The following is a 16,266-nucleotide window of genomic DNA, read 5'->3' on the forward strand; positions in this document are numbered from 1 at the left end:
TTAATCAGCGCCCGTTCGTATCTCGTAGCATGGTCGCCCTCCAACTCGGCGATATCCTCAACCTCTCGCTCCCGGTGTTGCTGTTGCTGGCGGGTACCGGCCTCATCGTCGCCGAGGCGGCGATTCCCGGCGCACACTTCGTCGTCCTCGGCATCGCGTTGCTCCTCGCGGGGCTCGTCGGCCTCGTCGTCGGCACGACGGCCCTCGGTCTGCTGGCGATGACGCTGACGCTCCTCGTCGCGGGCGCGGCGACGTTCTTCGCGTTCCGGGAGTTCGACGTGTACGGGGGCGGCGGAGCCGGTCGGACTCGCGACTCGGACTCGCTGAAGGGGACGACCGGTCGGGTGACCGAGCGCGTCACGACGGCCGACGGCGAGGTGAAACTCGACTCGGGCGGGTTCAACCCGTACTACCGCGCTCGGGCGATGGACGCCGACATCCCGGTCGGGACGGAGGTGATGGTCGTCGACCCCGGCGGGGGGAACGTCATCACCGTCGAACCGGTCGACGCCATCGAGGACTCCATCGACCGCGAACTGCGTCGTGACCGCGAGCAGAAGACGAACGGTGGGGACGGTTCGGCGTCCGGTCGGCGCGACGAGGACCGCGAGAGCGAGACCGCCTGAGCGGGGTCGTCGAGGGCGCTTCTGACACCGTCGAGACCTGACAGTGCGAACGTTTTTGGTAGCGCTCACCAAAGCTCCGGACATGTCCCCCGCACTGCCGGTCGTACCGATGCAGACAGGAACGATTCTCGCGTTCGTGGGCGTCGTCTTCCTGCTCATCGCCATCGCGGCGATATACAGCGCCATCGAAATCGTGCAGGCGTACGAGAAGCGCGCCTACACGCGCTTCGGTGAGTACCAGCGCCTGCTCGAACCGGGTATCAACTTCGTCTGGCCGTTCGTCTCCCGAACGTACGCGTTCGACATGCGGACGCAGACGCTCGACGTCCCCCGACAGGAGGCCATCACGCGCGACAACTCGCCCGTGACCGCCGACGCCGTCGTCTACATCAAGGTGATGGACGCGAAGAAGGCGTTCCTCGAGGTGGACGACTACAAGCGCGCCGTCTCCAACCTCGCCCAGACCACCCTCCGTGCCGTCCTGGGTGACATGGAACTCGACGACACGCTCAACAAGCGCCAGGAGATCAACGCCCGCATCCGCAAGGAACTCGACGAACCCACCGACGAGTGGGGGGTCCGTGTCGAGAGCGTCGAGGTCCGGGAGGTCAACCCGAGCGCCGACGTCCAGCAGGCGATGGAGCAACAGACCTCCGCGGAACGCCGCCGCCGTGCGATGATCCTCGAAGCGCAGGGTGAACGCCGCAGCGCCGTCGAGACCGCCGAGGGTGAGAAGCAGTCGAACATCATCCGCGCCCAGGGTGAGAAACAGAGCCAGATTCTCGAAGCGCAGGGTGACGCCATCTCGACCGTTCTCCGTGCGAAGAGTGCGGAGTCGATGGGCGAGCGCGCGGTCATCGAGAAGGGGATGGAGACGCTCTCGGACATCGGGACCAGCGAGTCGACGACGTTCGTCCTGCCCCAGGAGCTCACCTCGCTCGTCGGCCGCTACGGCAAGCACCTCACCGGGAGCGACGTGGCGACGGCGACGAACGGTGCCTCCCTCGACAGCCTGAACTTCGACGCCGAGACCCGCGAGATGCTCGGCCTCGACGACATCGAGGAGATCCTCGGCCAGATCGACAACGCCGCGGAGATGGACGTCGAGAAGATGGAACAGGAGGCCCAGGCCATCAAGTCCGGCGAGGACACCGCAGACATCAAGGACCCCGACGAGGTCATCGACGAAATGGACGCCGAGATGGGCGGTCCCGCGATGGACACGCCCGAGGACGCCGCCGGTGAGAACACCGACGCCGGCGCGAACGGGTCCGAATCGGCCGACACCGAACGCGAACCCGAACCCGAGTCGGAGTAACGTCGACCCGTCTCGGGTCGAAGCGGTTTTACTGTCGTCTCCACAAGGAGCCAACGAACTGTGACAGGTGACCAACGCGACGGCGTGGACGAGGAGAAGCGTGCCACGCTCAGGCGGTTCGCCGCGCTCGGAGCGGCCGGGCCGCTCGCGCGCCTCGCTGACACCGACACCGCTAGCGGCGAGAGTCCCGCCCGCGACGCCATCGTCGGCTACCTCTCGACGACGCCGGGCGCACACTTCTCGAAGGTCCGTGACGACCTCTCACTCGGAACGGGTGAGACCCAACACCACCTCCGGCGACTCGTCGACGCCGGTGCCGTCGAGTCGTTCAAGGACGGCGAGTACCGGCGGTTCGTCCCCGCCGGACGGTTCTCCGCCTTCGAGCGACGCGCACTCGGCTACCTCCGACGCTCGACGCCCCGCGGGATGCTCGTCGCACTCCTGCGCGACCCCGAGGCGACGGGCAGCGACCTCGCGACGGCGCTCGGCGTCTCGCGACCGACGGTGAGCAAGTACGCCAAGGAGTTGGAGGCGGCCGGTCTACTGAACCGCGACGACGGCTACGCGGTCGAGCGTCCCGAGGTCGTGTTGACGCTGCTCGTCCGCTACGCCGACTCCTTCGGCGAGGACGCCGCGGCGCTCGCCGACGACGCCGCGTCGTTGCTCAGCTACGACCCGTAGAACGAGTGATTCCGTCCCCGCTTCCGTTCCTGCTCGACCGTTCGTCTACGCCGTGACCTTCCAGGTCGTCCCCGACGAGTAGCCCCACTTCTCGATGGTGAGCGCGCTGGCCTCACGGACCGCTCGCATGTTCGCGCCGACCTCCTTCGCGCTCATGTCGAGTTCGTCGCCGATGAGTCGCGACTTGAAGTACGTCTGGGTGCCGGCGTGCTCCTCGAGGAACCGCGCGATTCGCCGCTGTTTGTCGCTCATCGTGGTCGTGGTCACCGACGCGCTCGTGCTCATATTCCACCGGAAGCACCAGCGACGTAAAGGGGGTTTGGTACGGTGGGTTAACACCGCGTTGTCTGGTGGTTTTGGCCGCGGCAGGGGTGGTTTCGACGCCCGTCGGTCCCCACGGTGGTACACGGGGGTAATCGTCCGGGGCGAGTGACACTGTTCGCGACGCCGTGGTCGGGCCGAGCGGCAAGGTTCACGTTACGGGAACGGTCCGACGGGGGTGGTCGTCGGTCTCGGTCGCGCGCTGGACGGGCCGTCCGGGGGCCGCACGGTGGTTTGTCGGTCGTTTATCCGACCGGTCGAGCGGTGGTCGCTCGTAACGGTCGCGTTACTCGATGATTTCGCCGACGGCGAAGTTCGACTTGACCTCGGTCACCTCGATCTTCACGCGTTCGCCGACCTCCGCGTCGGGGACGATGATGACGTAGCCGCGTTCGACGCGGGCGATGCCGTCGCCCTGTTTCCCGAGGTCCTCGACCTCGACGTAGCGAATCTCGCCGATCTCGACCGGTGGTTGTGGTTCGCCCGGGGCGGTCGTGGTGGTGGTGGTCGCCGTCTCGCTCCCCTCGGTCTCGCTGGTCGCGATGAGGGCGACACGGTAGGTCTCACCGGCCTCGACGGACCCGGTTTCGAGTTCGCGGCGGGGCACCTCCACGACGTAGCGGTCCCCCTCGTCGGAGACCTCCGCGCTAAACAGACACAGGAGCTTCTCTGAGATTTCCATAGAGCCTCGGGCGAACCGTTACGCTCCTGCCCTAAAAGCTTACCTCGGGGTTCCGTCGGGGCGTTTGGCCCCCTCGGAGTCGTGGACGACCACTTCGCCCGGAGCGGTGTCGACGGGGTCGTAGTTCGCGCGGACGGCGACGGCCTCCTCCAACTCCCGGACGGCGCGCTCTTTCAGCGCCGCGGCCAACTCCTCGGCGTCGGTTCGGGAGATGTCCCGACCCAGCCCCTCGCACTCGTGGGCACGGACGGACGCCTCGACCTGGGGGTCGTCGCTCTCGTCGTCGTCCGGGCGCGCCGGGAGGTCGACGCTGTCGACGGGTTCGCCCATCGGCTGACTCGTCCCCGTCAGGGCGACGCTGAACGGGTAGGTTCGACAGATGAGCGGTCGGTCGTCGTGGACGGTACACGCGCCCCGCCCCTCGTCGTCCTCGGCGTAGAACGTGCAGTCGCCACACGAGTCCGTCTGGAGCGCCCACTCGATGGTCTCGCCTTCCGGGCCCTCCTCGCCCTCCTCCAGACCGAACGGCATCGGGCGGGCGACGTCTCGCCACTCCCGCGAGGCGTCGTCGAGCGTCCGTACCTCGTCGGGGAACACCGTGGCGGTGTGCGGTTCGCGCGTCCCGTCGGGGTGGTCGTAGCCCTTACAGCACGCCCCACAGCGGGTACACTCGAAGCCCATCGACTCGATGGCGTCCGCGAGGTCGCTCACGTCGAGGGCGCGCGCTCGGTCGAGTTCGGCGTCGAGTGACTCCATACGTGGTCGTGGAGCGGCATCCGGAAAAACGGCGCGTTCGGCGGAACGTGCCGCCCGTCGCGGGACGCGCCCTCTCTCGTTCAGCGTGGGGTCGCACGCTCGCCGTCGAAACGGAGCCGACCCTCGACGGCCAGTTTCTCCAGGTGAGCGTGGACGGTCGCCTCCGCGAGCGGACGGACGTGCGAGACGTCCTTCTCGTAGGCGGCGTCGGTCACGTCGCTCACACTCGTCGCGCCCGCTTCGACCGCCGCCAGCACCGACGCTTCGCGGTCGAGACGGTGGTCGACGAGTCGGCGCAGGGTCTCGCGGGGAGCCTCGACAACGGGGCCGTGCCCGGGGAGGAGTCGGGCGGGGTCGCGGGCGTGGAGTCGCCGGAGCGCGGTGAGGTACGCCCGGAGGTCGCCCTCCGGCGCACCGACGACGACGCTCCCCTCGGCGACGGCGAGGTCGCCGGAGACGACCCACTCGTCCCCGTTGTCGCCGTCGTATTCGAACGAGAACGCGACGTGTTCGGGGGCGTGGCCGGGGACGTCGAGGACCGTCACGGTCCCGCTGCCGGTTTCGACGCGGGTTCCCTCCAGGAAGGTGCGGTCGGGAGCGACGCCCGTGGCCGTCTCGAAGGCTCGTTCGCGGCCCGCGCGACACCAGACCGTCGCGCCGGTCCGCTCGGCGACCCACTCCACCGCGCCCACGTGGTCGGGGTGGTGGTGGGTGACGGCGACGTGACCGACCTCGAACGGGCCGTCGACGAACTCGTCGAGGTCGTCGGTTCGCGCAGCGGGGTCGACCAGCAGGGCGTCGGCCTCGCCGACGAGGTAGCAGTTGGTCGCGCCCTCGGGGGCGGCGGTCTCGACGGGGAGTGCGACCGGGCCGAGCACGTGCTCGATGGGCATGGCTCACCGTGAGTGGTGACCGGACAAAACGGTGTGGCGTCCGTTACGCCGCGAGGAAGTAGACCTGCTTGCGCGCGTCGTGGAAGCTGTACCGCGAGTCCACGAGGTCGGCGTCGGCGAGGCGGTTGAGCGCGTAGCGGACGGTGCGGTCGGGCAGCAGCGACTCCTCGGCGAGTTCACCCTGTGAGAGCGGGGCTTCGCCCTCCAGGACCTTCGCGACCAGCTTCGCGCTGGGCGGGAGTTCGCGGAGCTGCTCGCGGAACTCGGGGTCCGCGAGTGGACTGTCGTCCTCGGCGACTTGTTCTTCGGCAGCGACGTCCTCGGCTTGCGTGCTCATACGGCGATATGTGGCAATCTGCGGTGTAAACCTTCGCTATAACCTGGTCAGTACAATAGGTACTCTGTAAGGAATCAATACGCCCTTATATAACGTTCCGGTGACAGCAACGGCGGCCGGGGGGCCGGGGGCGTCTCGGCGGGACACAACGACTTTCGTGTCACCGCGAGAGCGGTTCGCATGGCGATCCCCGAGCAGTTCCACGACCTCTTCGAGAAGGAGACGTTCGCCCACTTCGCGACGAAGATGCCCGACGGGACACCCCAGGTGACGCCCGTCTGGGTCGACTACGACGCCGAATCCGGCCACCTGTTGATTAACACCGAGCGCAACCGCCGCAAGGAGAAGAACGTCCGGGCGGACCCACAGGTGGGCGTCAGTATGGTCGACCCGGAGGACCCCTACCGGTTCGTCTCGGTCCGTGGGGAGGTCGTCGAAATCACCGAAGAGGGGGCCGACGTGCACATCGACGCGCTGGCGCAGCGGTACTTCGACGTCGAGGAGTACCCGAGTCGCGACCGCGAACAGTACGCTTGGGTCGTCCTGCGCATCTCGACGGACGAGGTCGCGACGTCCTGACGCCGTCGCCACGACGAGACGACAGTCACCCGGACTCGGCAATCCAGTATCGTTTTATGTGCCGCGGAGGTTGTCCCACGTAGTGAAGGGCCAGGAGTGGTATCAGACCGACGAGGTGGCCGAGGAGTACGACGCCAAGCGGTTCTCTCGCGGTGGCCGACTCATCGACGGCCGCGAGAAGCGAGCGGTCCTCGACGCGCTGTCGCCCCTCGACGGCAAACGGGTGCTCGAAATCGCGTGCGGCACCGGTCGGTTCACGGTGATGCTCGCCGAACGGGGTGCGGACATCGTCGGCCTCGACATCTCCGAGGAGATGCTCCAGCAGGGCCGTGAGAAGGCGAAGACCGCCGGCGTCTCCGACCACCTCCAGTTCATGCGCGGGGACGCCGCCCGACTGCCGTTCCCCGACGACCACTTCGACGCGGTGTTCGCGATGCGTTTCTTCCACCTCGCGGACACCCCGGCGTCGTTCCTCTCGGAGATGTGTCGCGTCTCGAAGGACCAGGTGTTCTTCGACACGTTCAACAGCTACTCGACGCGCTCCATCTACAACTGGGCGCTCCCGATGGGGTCGCGTCTGTACGCCGAGAGCGAGGTGCTCCGCCTGCTCCACGGGGCGGGCCTGCGCCTGCGCCGCGAGGAACACGACTTCCTGTTGCCCTACGGCTTCTACCGGGCTATCCCCAACAGCGTCGCCGAACCGTTCCGCGACGTCGACCGCTCGCTCGGGGACTCGACGGTCGGCCAGCGCCTCTCCTCGGTGTCGTACTGGGACGCGACGGTCAAGTAGTTCTTTTATCACTCGGGACCCCCAGTGAGACGTATGAAGCTCTCGGTAGTCGTTCCGACGCTCAACGGCCGAGAGCACCTGGGTCGCTGTCTCGACTCGCTGGCGACCCACGCGCCGGACGTCGAGACCGTCGTCGTCAACGGGCCGAGCGTCGACGGCACGACGGGGATGGTCCGGGACCGCCCCGAGGTCGACGTCCTCGTCGAGATCGACGAACGGAACGTCAACGTCGCGCGGAACGCCGGGGCCGAACGGACGACCGGCGACGCCGTCGCCTTCCTCGACTACGCGTTCACCGTCGAGGCGGGGTGGGCCGACGCCATCGACGAGGCGCTCGGGGGCACCGCCGGCAGCCACCGTGCCAGCGGGCACGGACCGGACCTCCCAGCGGTCGTGACCGGGCCGGTCCACCGCTCGATGCGTGGCGGGCACTCGGGTGACACCGCCGAGCGCCGCCGTATCCGTGGACGACAGGTGACGTACTTCGCGGGCGGGAACGTCGCGTTCGAGCGCGAGGCGCTCGACGCCATCGACGGGTTCGACGAGTACCTCCTGACGGGTGGGGCGCGCGACGCCGCCCACCGACTCGCCGCGGTCGACGCCACCGTCGAGTGGGTCCCGGAGATGGGCGTCCGCCGCGAGGAGGCGACCGCCGAAATCCGCCAGCCGTCGCTGCGCGCCGACGGCGGCCAGCACAATCGCGACTGGTACTGGCGCTATCGTTCGCTGGCCTACCGCCTCGCGAAGAACTACGGCACGCACTCCTCTTGGCGGGTCGCCCGCCACGCCATCGGCGACGGAGCGTCCGCGCTGGCCGACGTCGCTCGCGGCGACGGGGCGCTGTCGGGGTGGGGCGCGAACGGCCGCGACGTGCTCGTGGGGTCGGTCGTCGGTCTGAAGGACGGGGCCGTCGCCAGACTCCGAGACCGAAGCCCCGTCCGGAACCCCAGTGGCCTCTCCGACCGTGGCGACCGCGCCGTCTCCATCCACGACCGGCGGGAGTGACGGGCCACCCGGAACACCGACTCTGTGGAGGTGCCACCGCCCCGAGCGGTACGACCATCCCGTCCGTGTTCGACGTTGGCATGTCTCGCCGTGACGCGGTTTCTGCTCCCGACGACGACACTCTTATATAGAATCGCAAACCATGTCCCGATTGATTATGGCTCAACAGATGCGCGGTCAGCCGATGTTCATCCTCTCGGAGGACAGCCAGCGGACCCGAGGACAGGACGCTCAGTCCTCGAACATCGCCGCCGGGAAGGCGGTGAGCAACGCGGTACGCACCACGCTCGGTCCCCGCGGGATGGACAAGATGCTCGTCTCCGACTCCGGCGACGTCACCATCACGAACGACGGCGCGACCATCCTGGAGCGGATGGACATCGAGCACCCCGCCGCTCAGATGATCGTCGAGGTCGCGACGACACAGGAGGAGGAGGTCGGCGACGGCACGACGACGGCGTCCGTGCTCGCCGGCGAACTGCTCGCGCGTGCCGAGGACCTGCTGGAGGACGACGTCCACCCGACGGCCATCGTCGAGGGCTACCACGAGGCCGCTCGCCTCGCCCAGGAGGCCATCGACGCACAGCTCGTCGACGAGGAACTCGACGACGACCTGCTCCAGAAGGTCGCCAAGTCCTCCATGACCGGGAAGGGCACCGGCGACGTCGGTGCCGGCCCGCTCGCCGAGACCGTCGTCAAGGCCATCCGGCAGGTCTACGACGGCGAGAAGGTCCAGCGCGACAACGTCACCGTCCGCACGCGCGTCGGCTCCAGTTCCAGCGCGACCGACCTCGTCGAGGGCGTCGTCAGCGAGGACGAGCCCGTCCACGAGAACATGCCCCGCCGCGTCGAGGACGCGACCATCGGCGTGTTCAACCTCGACCTCGAGGTCCGCGAGGGCGAGATCGACGCCGAGTACAACATCACCGACATCGACCAGCTCGAAGCCGCCCTCGACGCCGAGGAGGGCGAACTGCGCGGCTACGCCGAGAGCCTGAAAGAGGCCGGGGTCGACGTCGCGTTCGTCACGGGCGACGTCGACGACCGCGTCGCGTCGTTCCTCGCCAGCGAAGGCATCCTCGCGTTCGACGGCGTCGGTGACGACGAGGCGACCGCCATCGCTCGCGCCTCCGGCGCGAAGCGCATCGGCACGCTCTCGGACCTCGACAGCGAAGACTTCGGCCACGCCGACCTCGTCCGCGTCGAGAAGTTCGGCGACGACGAACTGACGTTCGTCGAGGGCGGCGCGCAGGCCGAGACGGTCACCGTGTTCGCCCGCGGCGGGACCGAGCACGTCGTCGACGAACTCGAACGCGCGCTCAACGACGCGCTCGACGTCGTCACCGCGGCGCTCGACAAGGGCGGCGTCGTCCCCGGCGCCGGCGCGACCGAGATCGCCATCGCCGACCACATCCGCACCGAAGCGGCGTCCATCACGGGCCGTCGCCAGCTCGCCGTCGAGGCGTTCGCCGACGCACTGGACGTGCTGCCACGCACGCTCGCCGCCAACGGCGGCCTCGACCCCATCGACGCGCTCGTCGAACTCCGCTCGACGTACGAGAGCGACGGTCGCTCGGGCGTCGTCACGACCGGCGAGAACGTCGAGGTCGGCGACCCGCTCGCCGCCGGCATCGTCGACCCCGCCGCGGTCAAGCGCGAGGCCATCGAGAGCGCCACCGAGGCCGCGACGATGATCGTCCGTATCGACGACGTCATCGCGTCGAACTAGCGCGGTTCGGAGCGAGCGGAAGCGAGCGAGAACCGCGAACGGGCCGCCGGTCCGACCCCCGACTTCTCCGTTCTTTTCCCATCGAGAGCAGCGCGCTCTTGATACCTCTCGCGACTGTACTCCGTTCGTGATTCGTACGTGGTTCGTTCGTAACCGGGAGCGGTTCGTGGTCTGGCTGGTGGCGCTGCTGGTCGTCCTCGCCAGCGTCGGACTCTACTTCGTCCAGCCGTACCCGGTCGACGAGCGAGCTATCGAGGGAGTGAGCGACGACCTCGCGCTGACCGTGAGCGAGACCGACAGTGGTCTGGTCGTCCGCCCGGCCGACGGCGACCCGACGACCGGTCTCGTCCTCTCCCCCGGCGCGCTCGTCCCGAACGACGCGTACGTCCCGCTAGCTGGCGACATCGCGACGGAGACGGGTCTCACGGTGTACCTCGTCGACGCACCTCTCCAACTGGCTATCCTCGACGTCGACGCCGCGAGCGCCGTCGTCGACGCCCACCCGGAGGTCGACCACTGGTACGTCGGCGGACACTCGTTGGGTGGGGCGATGGCCTGTCGGTACGCGGACGCGAACGCCGACCGCCTCGCCGGCGTCGTCCTGCTCGGCGCGTACTGCGAGGTCGACGTGAGCGACACCGACCTCGACGTGCTCACCGTCGTCGGCACGCGCGACGGCATCGTGAACCGCGAGGCGGTCGCTACTTCGCGGGACCTCGTCCCCGCGGACGCAACGTTCGTCGAGGTCGAGGGGATGAACCACACGCAGGTCGGCGTCTACAGCGGGCAGGACGACACGCCGGGCACGATTTCGGGTCCGGAAGCTCGCGAGCGGGTCGCGTCGACCGTCGCGTCGTGGCTGGACAGTCAGACCGCAGAGAGCGTCGGCAGTCGCCAGTCGCCGCGGACCGCCAGCACGCGAACCGCGAACACGAGTGCGGCGGTCCCGAGCAGCGCTTCGTCGGCAGTGACGCCCGCCGCGGTCGCCGACCAGTAGCCGACCCCGCCGAGCGCCGCCGGAGTTGCGTAGAAGTCCTCGCGGAGGACGACCGGGACGCGCGTCAACAGCAGGTCGGCGAGGCTCCCGCCGCCGACGCCGGTGAGCGTCGCCAGCACGACCACACCGAACGGCGAGAGACCGGCGTCGACGCCGACGAGGGCACCCGTCGCGGCGAACGCGGCGAGACCGACCGCGTCCGAGACGACCAGCGCGGGGTGCCCGCGGACGTCCTCACTGCCGACGACGAAGGCGACGGCCAGCGCGACGCCCACGAGCGCGACGCCGACGTCCGCCGTCGACTGGAGCGAGGCGGGGACGCGCCCGACGAGCACGTCCCGGAGGGTGCCGCCACCGAGCGCGGTCAGGACGCCGAGCACTGCGACGCCGAACAGGTCGAGGTCCGCCTCCGCGCCCTTCAGCGACCCGGCGACCGCGAACGCGAGCAACCCGACCGCGTTCATCACGGTGAACGCCTCGACCATCAGCGCTCGACCGTCACCCGGACCCGGTCGCCGACGGCGAGTCCGAACGCCTCGTCACCGCGACCCCGGTTGACGGCCAGTTCGACGTACTCGTGACTGCCGACGGTCACCAGCGGGTCGCCCGCTCCGACGTGCGCGTAGGCGGGGGTGACGGGGTAGACTGCGCCGCCGCTGGCGTCGACCGGTCCGACGTGTACCCGTTCGTGACCGTCGAGCAGGTCGCCGGGGAGGTTCGTCACGACGTTGCCGAAGCCGTCGACGACCAGCACCTCGCCGGTCGCGGTGGTGCCGTCGTCGTCGACCGCCGGGTCCGGGAACCGCAGGTCGACGGACTCCCCGGTCGGCGTCGCTCGCCCCAGCGTCTCGATGGCGTCGACGCCCGCCTCGTGGACCGTCGCGGCGGCGGGCGCGAACACGTCTCGGCCGTGGAACGTCGAACTCGCGGGGTCGGCGACGTGCCAGTCGAAGGTCTCGACGGTGGCGTCGGTTCGGCGCGCTATCTCGCGAGCGGCCGGGAGCAGCAGGCCGTTGTCCGGGCCGACGAGTGCGTGGTCGCCGACGCGGACGACGAGCGCCGCGCGGTCGGTGCCGACGCCCGGGTCGACGACCGCACAGTGGACCGCGGGCGGGAACCACGGCAGCGTCTCGCGCAACCAGAACGCGCTGGCGCGGACGTCCTGTCTGGGGAAGTCGTGGGTGACGTCGACGACGCGGGCGTCACACCGGTCGAGAATCACGCCGCGCATCGCGGCGGGGTACGGCGTCCCGAAGTCGGAAGCGAGCGTAATCATGCTCGCACCTCCCGGCGCGAGGGGCTAAACGCAATCGGAACCGGGGACGCTTTCGTCTCGCTGCTGAACGGTCGCGTATGGCGTGGACGATTCAGGGCGCTCCGCCCGCACACTGCCCGTGGTGTGGCGAGTCGCTGGGCTGCCGCACGCACGACGGGTGGGACCTGCCGTACTGTGCGGACTGCGACCGAACGCTGTACCGGAACCCGGTCCCGATGGGGCGGGCGACGCTCGTCGACGGCGACAGCGTCCTGCTCGTCGAGCGTGGTCGGGGTGCGGACGTCGGCGAGTGGGTGCTCCCCGGCGGCCACCTCGAAGCACACGAACCACCAGCGGTCGCCGCAGCCCGCGAACTCGCCGAGGAGACGGGCCTCTCGACCCACCCCGACGACCTCTCGCTCCTCGGCACCGGATTCCTGCGGTTCCAGAGCGGCCACACGATGCTCTCGGTCAACTACGTCGGTGACGCCGCCGACGCGACCGGGACGCTGGAAGCGGGTGACGACGCCGCCGACGCTCGGTTCTGGTCGCGCGCGGAACTGGTGGCGGACACGCCACTGTTGCGCGCCTCGGGACTGGAGCAGGTGCTCCGGGCAGTCGAGATGGTCGGCGAGAACCGCGACTGAGTCCGCCCGCTCAGAGACCGGTGCCGTTCGAGTCGCTCTGTGAGACCTGCCGGAGGCGGCCGACGCCGTCGATTTCGTCGACGACCTCCTCGACGGCGTCGGGGACGAGGCCCCGCCAGTCGCCGTCGGTCCGGATGCGCTCGCGGACCTCGGAGCCCTCCAGTTCGTCGCGGCGGAACATCGGCGAGGAGCGCACCTCCTTGCCCGCCTCCTCGAACAGGCGGATGACGAGGGGGTTGTTCGAGTAGGCGATGTCGAACTTCGGGGACATGCTCTCGACGTGACTCACCCAGACCGCGTTGCGGTTCAGGTCCTCCAGCGGGACGGCGTAGGTGATGATGTCGAGGTCCGCGACGGCCTTCGTGATCATCATGATGCGCTCGCCCGCGGTGAACGGGTCGTGGGTGGTGTGTGACTGGTCTGCGCTCCCGATACCCAACACGAGTTCGTCGACCTCCTCGGCTATCTCCTCGACCATCCGGTGGTGGCCGTCGTGATAGGGCTGGAAGCGGCCGATGTAGCACCCCCGCAGCATACCCGAGGATGTGGCGCTCGTTTAATAAGGACACCGGACCCTTCCGGCGGTCCGGGGCAGTCTGGAAAACGGGCGGAGGCGGGCGTTTCCGGGTGTGTAGCCGCGACTGACGAGGGGAGAAAGTATATCAATCGACAGCCCGTCAGTTTGGGTGATAGCAACGGTTCTATGAGCGACAACAACGCAGACGAGGTTCCCTCGGAGGATGGGGAGGTCGAACTTCCGGCCGACCAGCCAGTACCGGAGGGGACCGAGCCTGACCTCGGGCGCGACGTCTCCGCCGACATGGTGGTCGACGACGACGCGACGGACGACCTCTTGGGCGGACTCCAGATCGACAGTACCGCCGACATCGAGGTTCCGGACCGACTCGTCGACCAGGTCATCGGGCAGGACCACGCTCGCGACATCATCCTGAAGGCGGCCAAGCAGCGCCGTCACGTCATGATGATCGGCTCTCCCGGTACCGGGAAGTCGATGCTCGCGAAGGCCATGAGTCAGCTCCTCCCCCGCGAGGAGCTCCAGGACGTCCTCGTCTACCACAACCCAGACGACGGCAACGAGCCGAAGATTCGTACCGTTCCCGCCGGCAAGGGTGAACAGATCGTCGAGGCCCACAAGGAGGAGGCCCGCAAGCGCAACCAGATGCGCAGCTTCCTCATGTGGATCATCATCGCCATCGTCATCGGCTACGCGCTGCTCATCGAGGGGGCGGTCCTCCTGGGCATCCTCGCGGCCGGTGTCATCTACCTCGCGTTCCGCTACTCCTCGCGGGGCAGCGACGCGATGATTCCGAACCTCCTCGTGAACAACGCCGACCACCAGACCGCGCCGTTCGAGGACGCGACGGGCGCACACGCCGGCGCGCTGCTCGGCGACGTCCGCCACGACCCGTTCCAGTCCGGTGGGATGGAGACGCCGAGCCACGACCGCGTCGAGGCCGGCGGCATCCACAAGGCCAACAAGGGCGTGCTGTTCGTCGACGAGATCAACACGCTCGACATCCGCTCCCAGCAGAAGCTGATGACGGCCATCCAGGAGGGCGAGTTCTCCATCACCGGGCAAAGCGAGCGCTCCTCGGGCGCGATGGTCCAGACCGAACCCGTCCCGACGGACTTCGTCATGGTCGCCGCGGGCAACATGGACGCGATGGAGAACATGCACCCGGCGCTCCGCTCCCGTATCAAGGGGTACGGCTACGAGGTGTACATGGACGACACCATCGAGGACACCCCGGAGATGCGCCGGAAGTACTCCCGGTTCATCGCCCAGGAGGTCGAGAAGGACGGCCGCCTCCCGCACTTCGACCGCGACGCGGTCCGGGAGGTCATCCTCACCGCCCAGCGCCGGGCGGGCCGGAAGGGCCACCTCACGCTCGAACTGCGGAACCTCGGTGGGCTGGTGCGCGTCGCGGGTGACATCGCCCGCGCCGAGGACGCCGACTACACCACCCGAGACCACGTGCTCCGCGCCAAGCGCCGCAGCCGCTCCATCGAGCAGCAGTTGGCCGACGAGTACATCGAGCGCCGCAAGGACTACGACATGACCGTCGCCGAGGGCGACGTGGTCGGTCGGGTCAACGGTCTCGCGGTGATGGGTGAGGACTCCGGTATCGTGATGCCCGTCATGGCCGAGGTCGCGCCCTCGCAGGGGCCCGGCGAGGTCATCGCCACCGGGAAACTGCAGGACATCGCCCAGGAGGCGGTCCAGAACGTCTCGGCCATCATCAAGAAGTTCTCCGACGAGGACATCTCCCAGCAGGACATCCACATCCAGTACGTCCAGAGCTACGAGGGCGTGCAGGGTGACTCCGCGAGCGTCACGATGGCCACCGCGGTCATCAGCGCCATCGAGAACATCCCCGTCGACCAGTCGGTCGCCATGACCGGCTCGCTGTCGGTTCGCGGGGACGTGCTCCCGGTCGGTGGGGTGACCCACAAGATCGAGGCCGCCGCGAAGGCCGGCGTGGACACCGTCATCATCCCCGCCGCGAACCTGCAGGACGTGATGATCGAAGACGAGTTCAAGGACCAGATCGAGATCATCCCGGTCAGCCACATCAGCGAGGTGCTGGACGTGGCGCTCGCCGGCGAACCCGAGAAGGATTCGCTGGTCGACCGCCTGAAGAACATCACCGGGCAGGCACTCGAATCCGGCTCCGGCTCTCGGGGCCACGGCAGTCCCAGCCCGCAGTAACGGATGCCCGACTGGGCGGCGTTCGTCGGCGTGACGGCCGTCGTCCTGTTCGTTCTTCTTTCACTGGCGCGACTCTCCCAGAGCGCCGCCAGCGGTGGCACCACCGACACCGAGTCGCCAGCCACCACGCCGCCGTCGCCCGCCCTCGACGTGGCCGCCACCGTCGACCGCGACGCGCAGTTCGCGCCGCTCGAAGTCGGGCAGTACCCCGAATCCCCCTCACTCGCTGAACGGTCCGTGACTCCCGACGAGCGGTCGTCGATGCCGACCGCCGCGTTGCTACTCAACGTCGCGCTGTCCCAGGGGCTCCTCGGGTCGTTCCTCGTCTTCGGGGCGTGGTACGGCGAGGTCCCGTTGCCCGCGCTCGGTGTCGACGTCGGCGACCCGCTCTCGACGGGTCTGCCCGCGCTCGGCGTCGGCGTGGCGGTCGGCGTCGGTCTCTACCTCGCGAACGCTGCCGGAGCGGCCGCCGCTGCCGCGGCCGGCGTCGAGTACGACGAGTCGCTGCGCGACCTGCTGACGCCCGCCTCCGCGGGTGGCTGGGGGCTGTTGCTCGTCGGTGCGCTGCCACTCATCGCCGGCTTCGAGGAACTGCTGTTCCGTGCGGCGCTCGTCGGTGGTCTCGGAGCGGCCTCCGGCCTCTCGCCGTGGCTACTCGCGGCGGGGTCGTCGGTGCTGTTCGCGGCCGGGCACGGTGCGCAGGGGCGGATGGGGATGGTCGTGACGGGTGTGCTCGGCTTCGTCCTCGCGGGGACGTTCGTCCTCACGAACAGCCTGCTGGCGGTGGTCCTCGCCCACTACCTCGTCAACGCGCTGGAGTTCGTCGTCGGGGGGTACCTCGGCGTCGAGTGGGGGTGACTCGGCGGCTCGGGGACCACCCCGACGGCCCGTGGGGTCGGTGAACTGATGGCCTCACCCG

General features: G+C 68.9%; 18 protein-coding genes and 1 pseudogene. 11 read left to right on the forward strand and 8 right to left on the reverse strand.

The genetic code is table 11. The features are described from left to right. Positions 1-29 precede the first annotated feature (29 nt). The 3 genes from M1L36_RS01040 (at position 30) to M1L36_RS01050 (ending at position 2,625) form a co-directional block, all read left to right on the forward strand. On the forward strand, positions 30-626 hold the full coding sequence (locus M1L36_RS01040) for an NfeD family protein (RefSeq protein WP_250871843.1): 597 nt from the start codon (positions 30-32) through the stop codon (positions 624-626). Between the two features lie 82 nt (positions 627-708). Beyond that, positions 709-1,944 (forward strand): SPFH domain-containing protein, encoded by a 1,236-nt coding sequence (locus tag M1L36_RS01045; RefSeq protein ID WP_250871844.1) that lies wholly within the window; start codon positions 709-711, stop codon positions 1,942-1,944. A gap of 60 nt (positions 1,945-2,004) precedes the next feature. After that, entirely contained in the window at positions 2,005-2,625 is a 621-nt protein-coding gene (locus tag M1L36_RS01050) for a winged helix-turn-helix transcriptional regulator (RefSeq protein WP_250871845.1), read from the forward strand. A 45-nt stretch (positions 2,626-2,670) separates the two neighbouring features. On the opposite strand, the gene M1L36_RS01055 is transcribed toward M1L36_RS01050, so the two are convergent. The 5 genes from M1L36_RS01055 to M1L36_RS01075 all read right to left on the reverse strand — a co-directional run bounded on the left by M1L36_RS01055 (position 2,671) and on the right by M1L36_RS01075 (position 5,614). Beyond that, positions 2,671-2,910, reverse strand: coding sequence for a DUF7123 family protein (locus tag M1L36_RS01055; protein WP_250871846.1), 240 nt, complete (start codon positions 2,908-2,910; stop codon positions 2,671-2,673). 322 nt (positions 2,911-3,232) lie between these two features. Continuing rightward, positions 3,233-3,628, reverse strand: a complete 396-nt coding sequence (locus M1L36_RS01060; RefSeq protein ID WP_250871847.1) for a TRAM domain-containing protein — start codon at positions 3,626-3,628, stop codon at positions 3,233-3,235. Between the two features lie 39 nt (positions 3,629-3,667). Then, the gene (locus M1L36_RS01065; protein WP_250871848.1) at positions 3,668-4,384 is read right to left on the reverse strand and encodes a YkgJ family cysteine cluster protein; all 717 of its coding nucleotides are present in this window, start codon (positions 4,382-4,384) and stop codon (positions 3,668-3,670) included. Positions 4,385-4,464: 80 nt separating this feature from the next. Beyond that, positions 4,465-5,277 (reverse strand): MBL fold metallo-hydrolase, encoded by an 813-nt coding sequence (locus M1L36_RS01070; RefSeq protein WP_250871849.1) that lies wholly within the window; start codon positions 5,275-5,277, stop codon positions 4,465-4,467. 43 nt (positions 5,278-5,320) lie between these two features. Beyond that, entirely contained in the window at positions 5,321-5,614 is a 294-nt protein-coding gene (locus M1L36_RS01075; RefSeq protein WP_250871850.1) for a MarR family transcriptional regulator, read from the reverse strand. 180 nt (positions 5,615-5,794) lie between these two features. On the opposite strand from M1L36_RS01075, the gene M1L36_RS01080 reads away from it, so the two are divergent. The 5 genes and pseudogenes from M1L36_RS01080 to M1L36_RS01100 all read left to right on the forward strand — a co-directional run. Beyond that, positions 5,795-6,193 carry a PPOX class F420-dependent oxidoreductase gene (locus M1L36_RS01080; protein ID WP_250871851.1) on the forward strand — a complete coding sequence of 133 codons (399 nt, stop codon included), beginning with the start codon at positions 5,795-5,797 and terminating at the stop codon, positions 6,191-6,193. 82 nt (positions 6,194-6,275) lie between these two features. Continuing rightward, positions 6,276-6,983 carry a class I SAM-dependent methyltransferase gene (locus tag M1L36_RS01085; protein ID WP_250871852.1) on the forward strand — a complete coding sequence of 236 codons (708 nt, stop codon included), beginning with the start codon at positions 6,276-6,278 and terminating at the stop codon, positions 6,981-6,983. Positions 6,984-7,016: 33 nt separating this feature from the next. Continuing rightward, positions 7,017-7,988 (forward strand): glycosyltransferase family 2 protein, encoded by a 972-nt coding sequence (locus M1L36_RS01090; protein WP_250871853.1) that lies wholly within the window; start codon positions 7,017-7,019, stop codon positions 7,986-7,988. A gap of 169 nt (positions 7,989-8,157) precedes the next feature. Beyond that, entirely contained in the window at positions 8,158-9,717 is a 1,560-nt protein-coding gene (thsA, locus tag M1L36_RS01095) for a thermosome subunit alpha (RefSeq protein ID WP_369694194.1), read from the forward strand. Positions 9,718-10,000: 283 nt separating this feature from the next. Next, a pseudogene (locus tag M1L36_RS01100) lies at positions 10,001-10,528 on the forward strand (alpha/beta fold hydrolase); the annotation flags it as partial. A gap of 56 nt (positions 10,529-10,584) precedes the next feature. On the opposite strand, the gene M1L36_RS01105 reads toward M1L36_RS01100, so the two are convergent. Next, positions 10,585-11,199 carry a trimeric intracellular cation channel family protein gene (locus tag M1L36_RS01105; RefSeq protein ID WP_250871855.1) on the reverse strand — a complete coding sequence of 205 codons (615 nt, stop codon included), beginning with the start codon at positions 11,197-11,199 and terminating at the stop codon, positions 10,585-10,587. Then, positions 11,199-11,990, reverse strand: a complete 792-nt coding sequence (locus M1L36_RS01110; RefSeq protein WP_250871856.1) for an SAM hydrolase/SAM-dependent halogenase family protein — start codon at positions 11,988-11,990, stop codon at positions 11,199-11,201. Before M1L36_RS01110 ends, M1L36_RS01105 begins: the two co-directional genes overlap by 1 nt. A 77-nt stretch (positions 11,991-12,067) precedes the next feature. Here M1L36_RS01110 and M1L36_RS01115 point away from each other — a divergent pair, with 77 nt between their 5' ends. Then, the gene (locus M1L36_RS01115) at positions 12,068-12,616 is read left to right on the forward strand and encodes an NUDIX domain-containing protein (RefSeq protein WP_250871857.1); all 549 of its coding nucleotides are present in this window, start codon (positions 12,068-12,070) and stop codon (positions 12,614-12,616) included. Between the two features lie 10 nt (positions 12,617-12,626). Here M1L36_RS01115 and M1L36_RS01120 read toward each other — a convergent pair whose 3' ends face one another. Beyond that, complete coding sequence (locus M1L36_RS01120; protein WP_369694191.1) at positions 12,627-13,151, reverse strand: nicotinamide-nucleotide adenylyltransferase; 525 nt, start codon at positions 13,149-13,151, stop codon at positions 12,627-12,629. 168 nt (positions 13,152-13,319) lie between these two features. On the opposite strand from M1L36_RS01120, the gene lonB reads away from it, so the two are divergent. Together lonB and M1L36_RS01130 are read left to right on the forward strand one after the other, a co-directional pair. Further along, a complete protein-coding gene (gene lonB / locus M1L36_RS01125; RefSeq protein WP_250871858.1) occupies positions 13,320-15,347 on the forward strand; it encodes an ATP-dependent protease LonB in 2,028 nt (675 codons plus the stop codon). A gap of 3 nt (positions 15,348-15,350) precedes the next feature. Beyond that, a complete protein-coding gene (locus M1L36_RS01130; RefSeq protein ID WP_250871859.1) occupies positions 15,351-16,205 on the forward strand; it encodes a CPBP family intramembrane glutamic endopeptidase in 855 nt (284 codons plus the stop codon). Positions 16,206-16,266: the final 61 nt, after the last annotated feature.

The sequence above is a fragment of the Halomarina rubra genome, from assembly GCF_023699475.1.
Classification (GTDB): domain Archaea; phylum Halobacteriota; class Halobacteria; order Halobacteriales; family Haloarculaceae; genus Halomarina; species Halomarina rubra.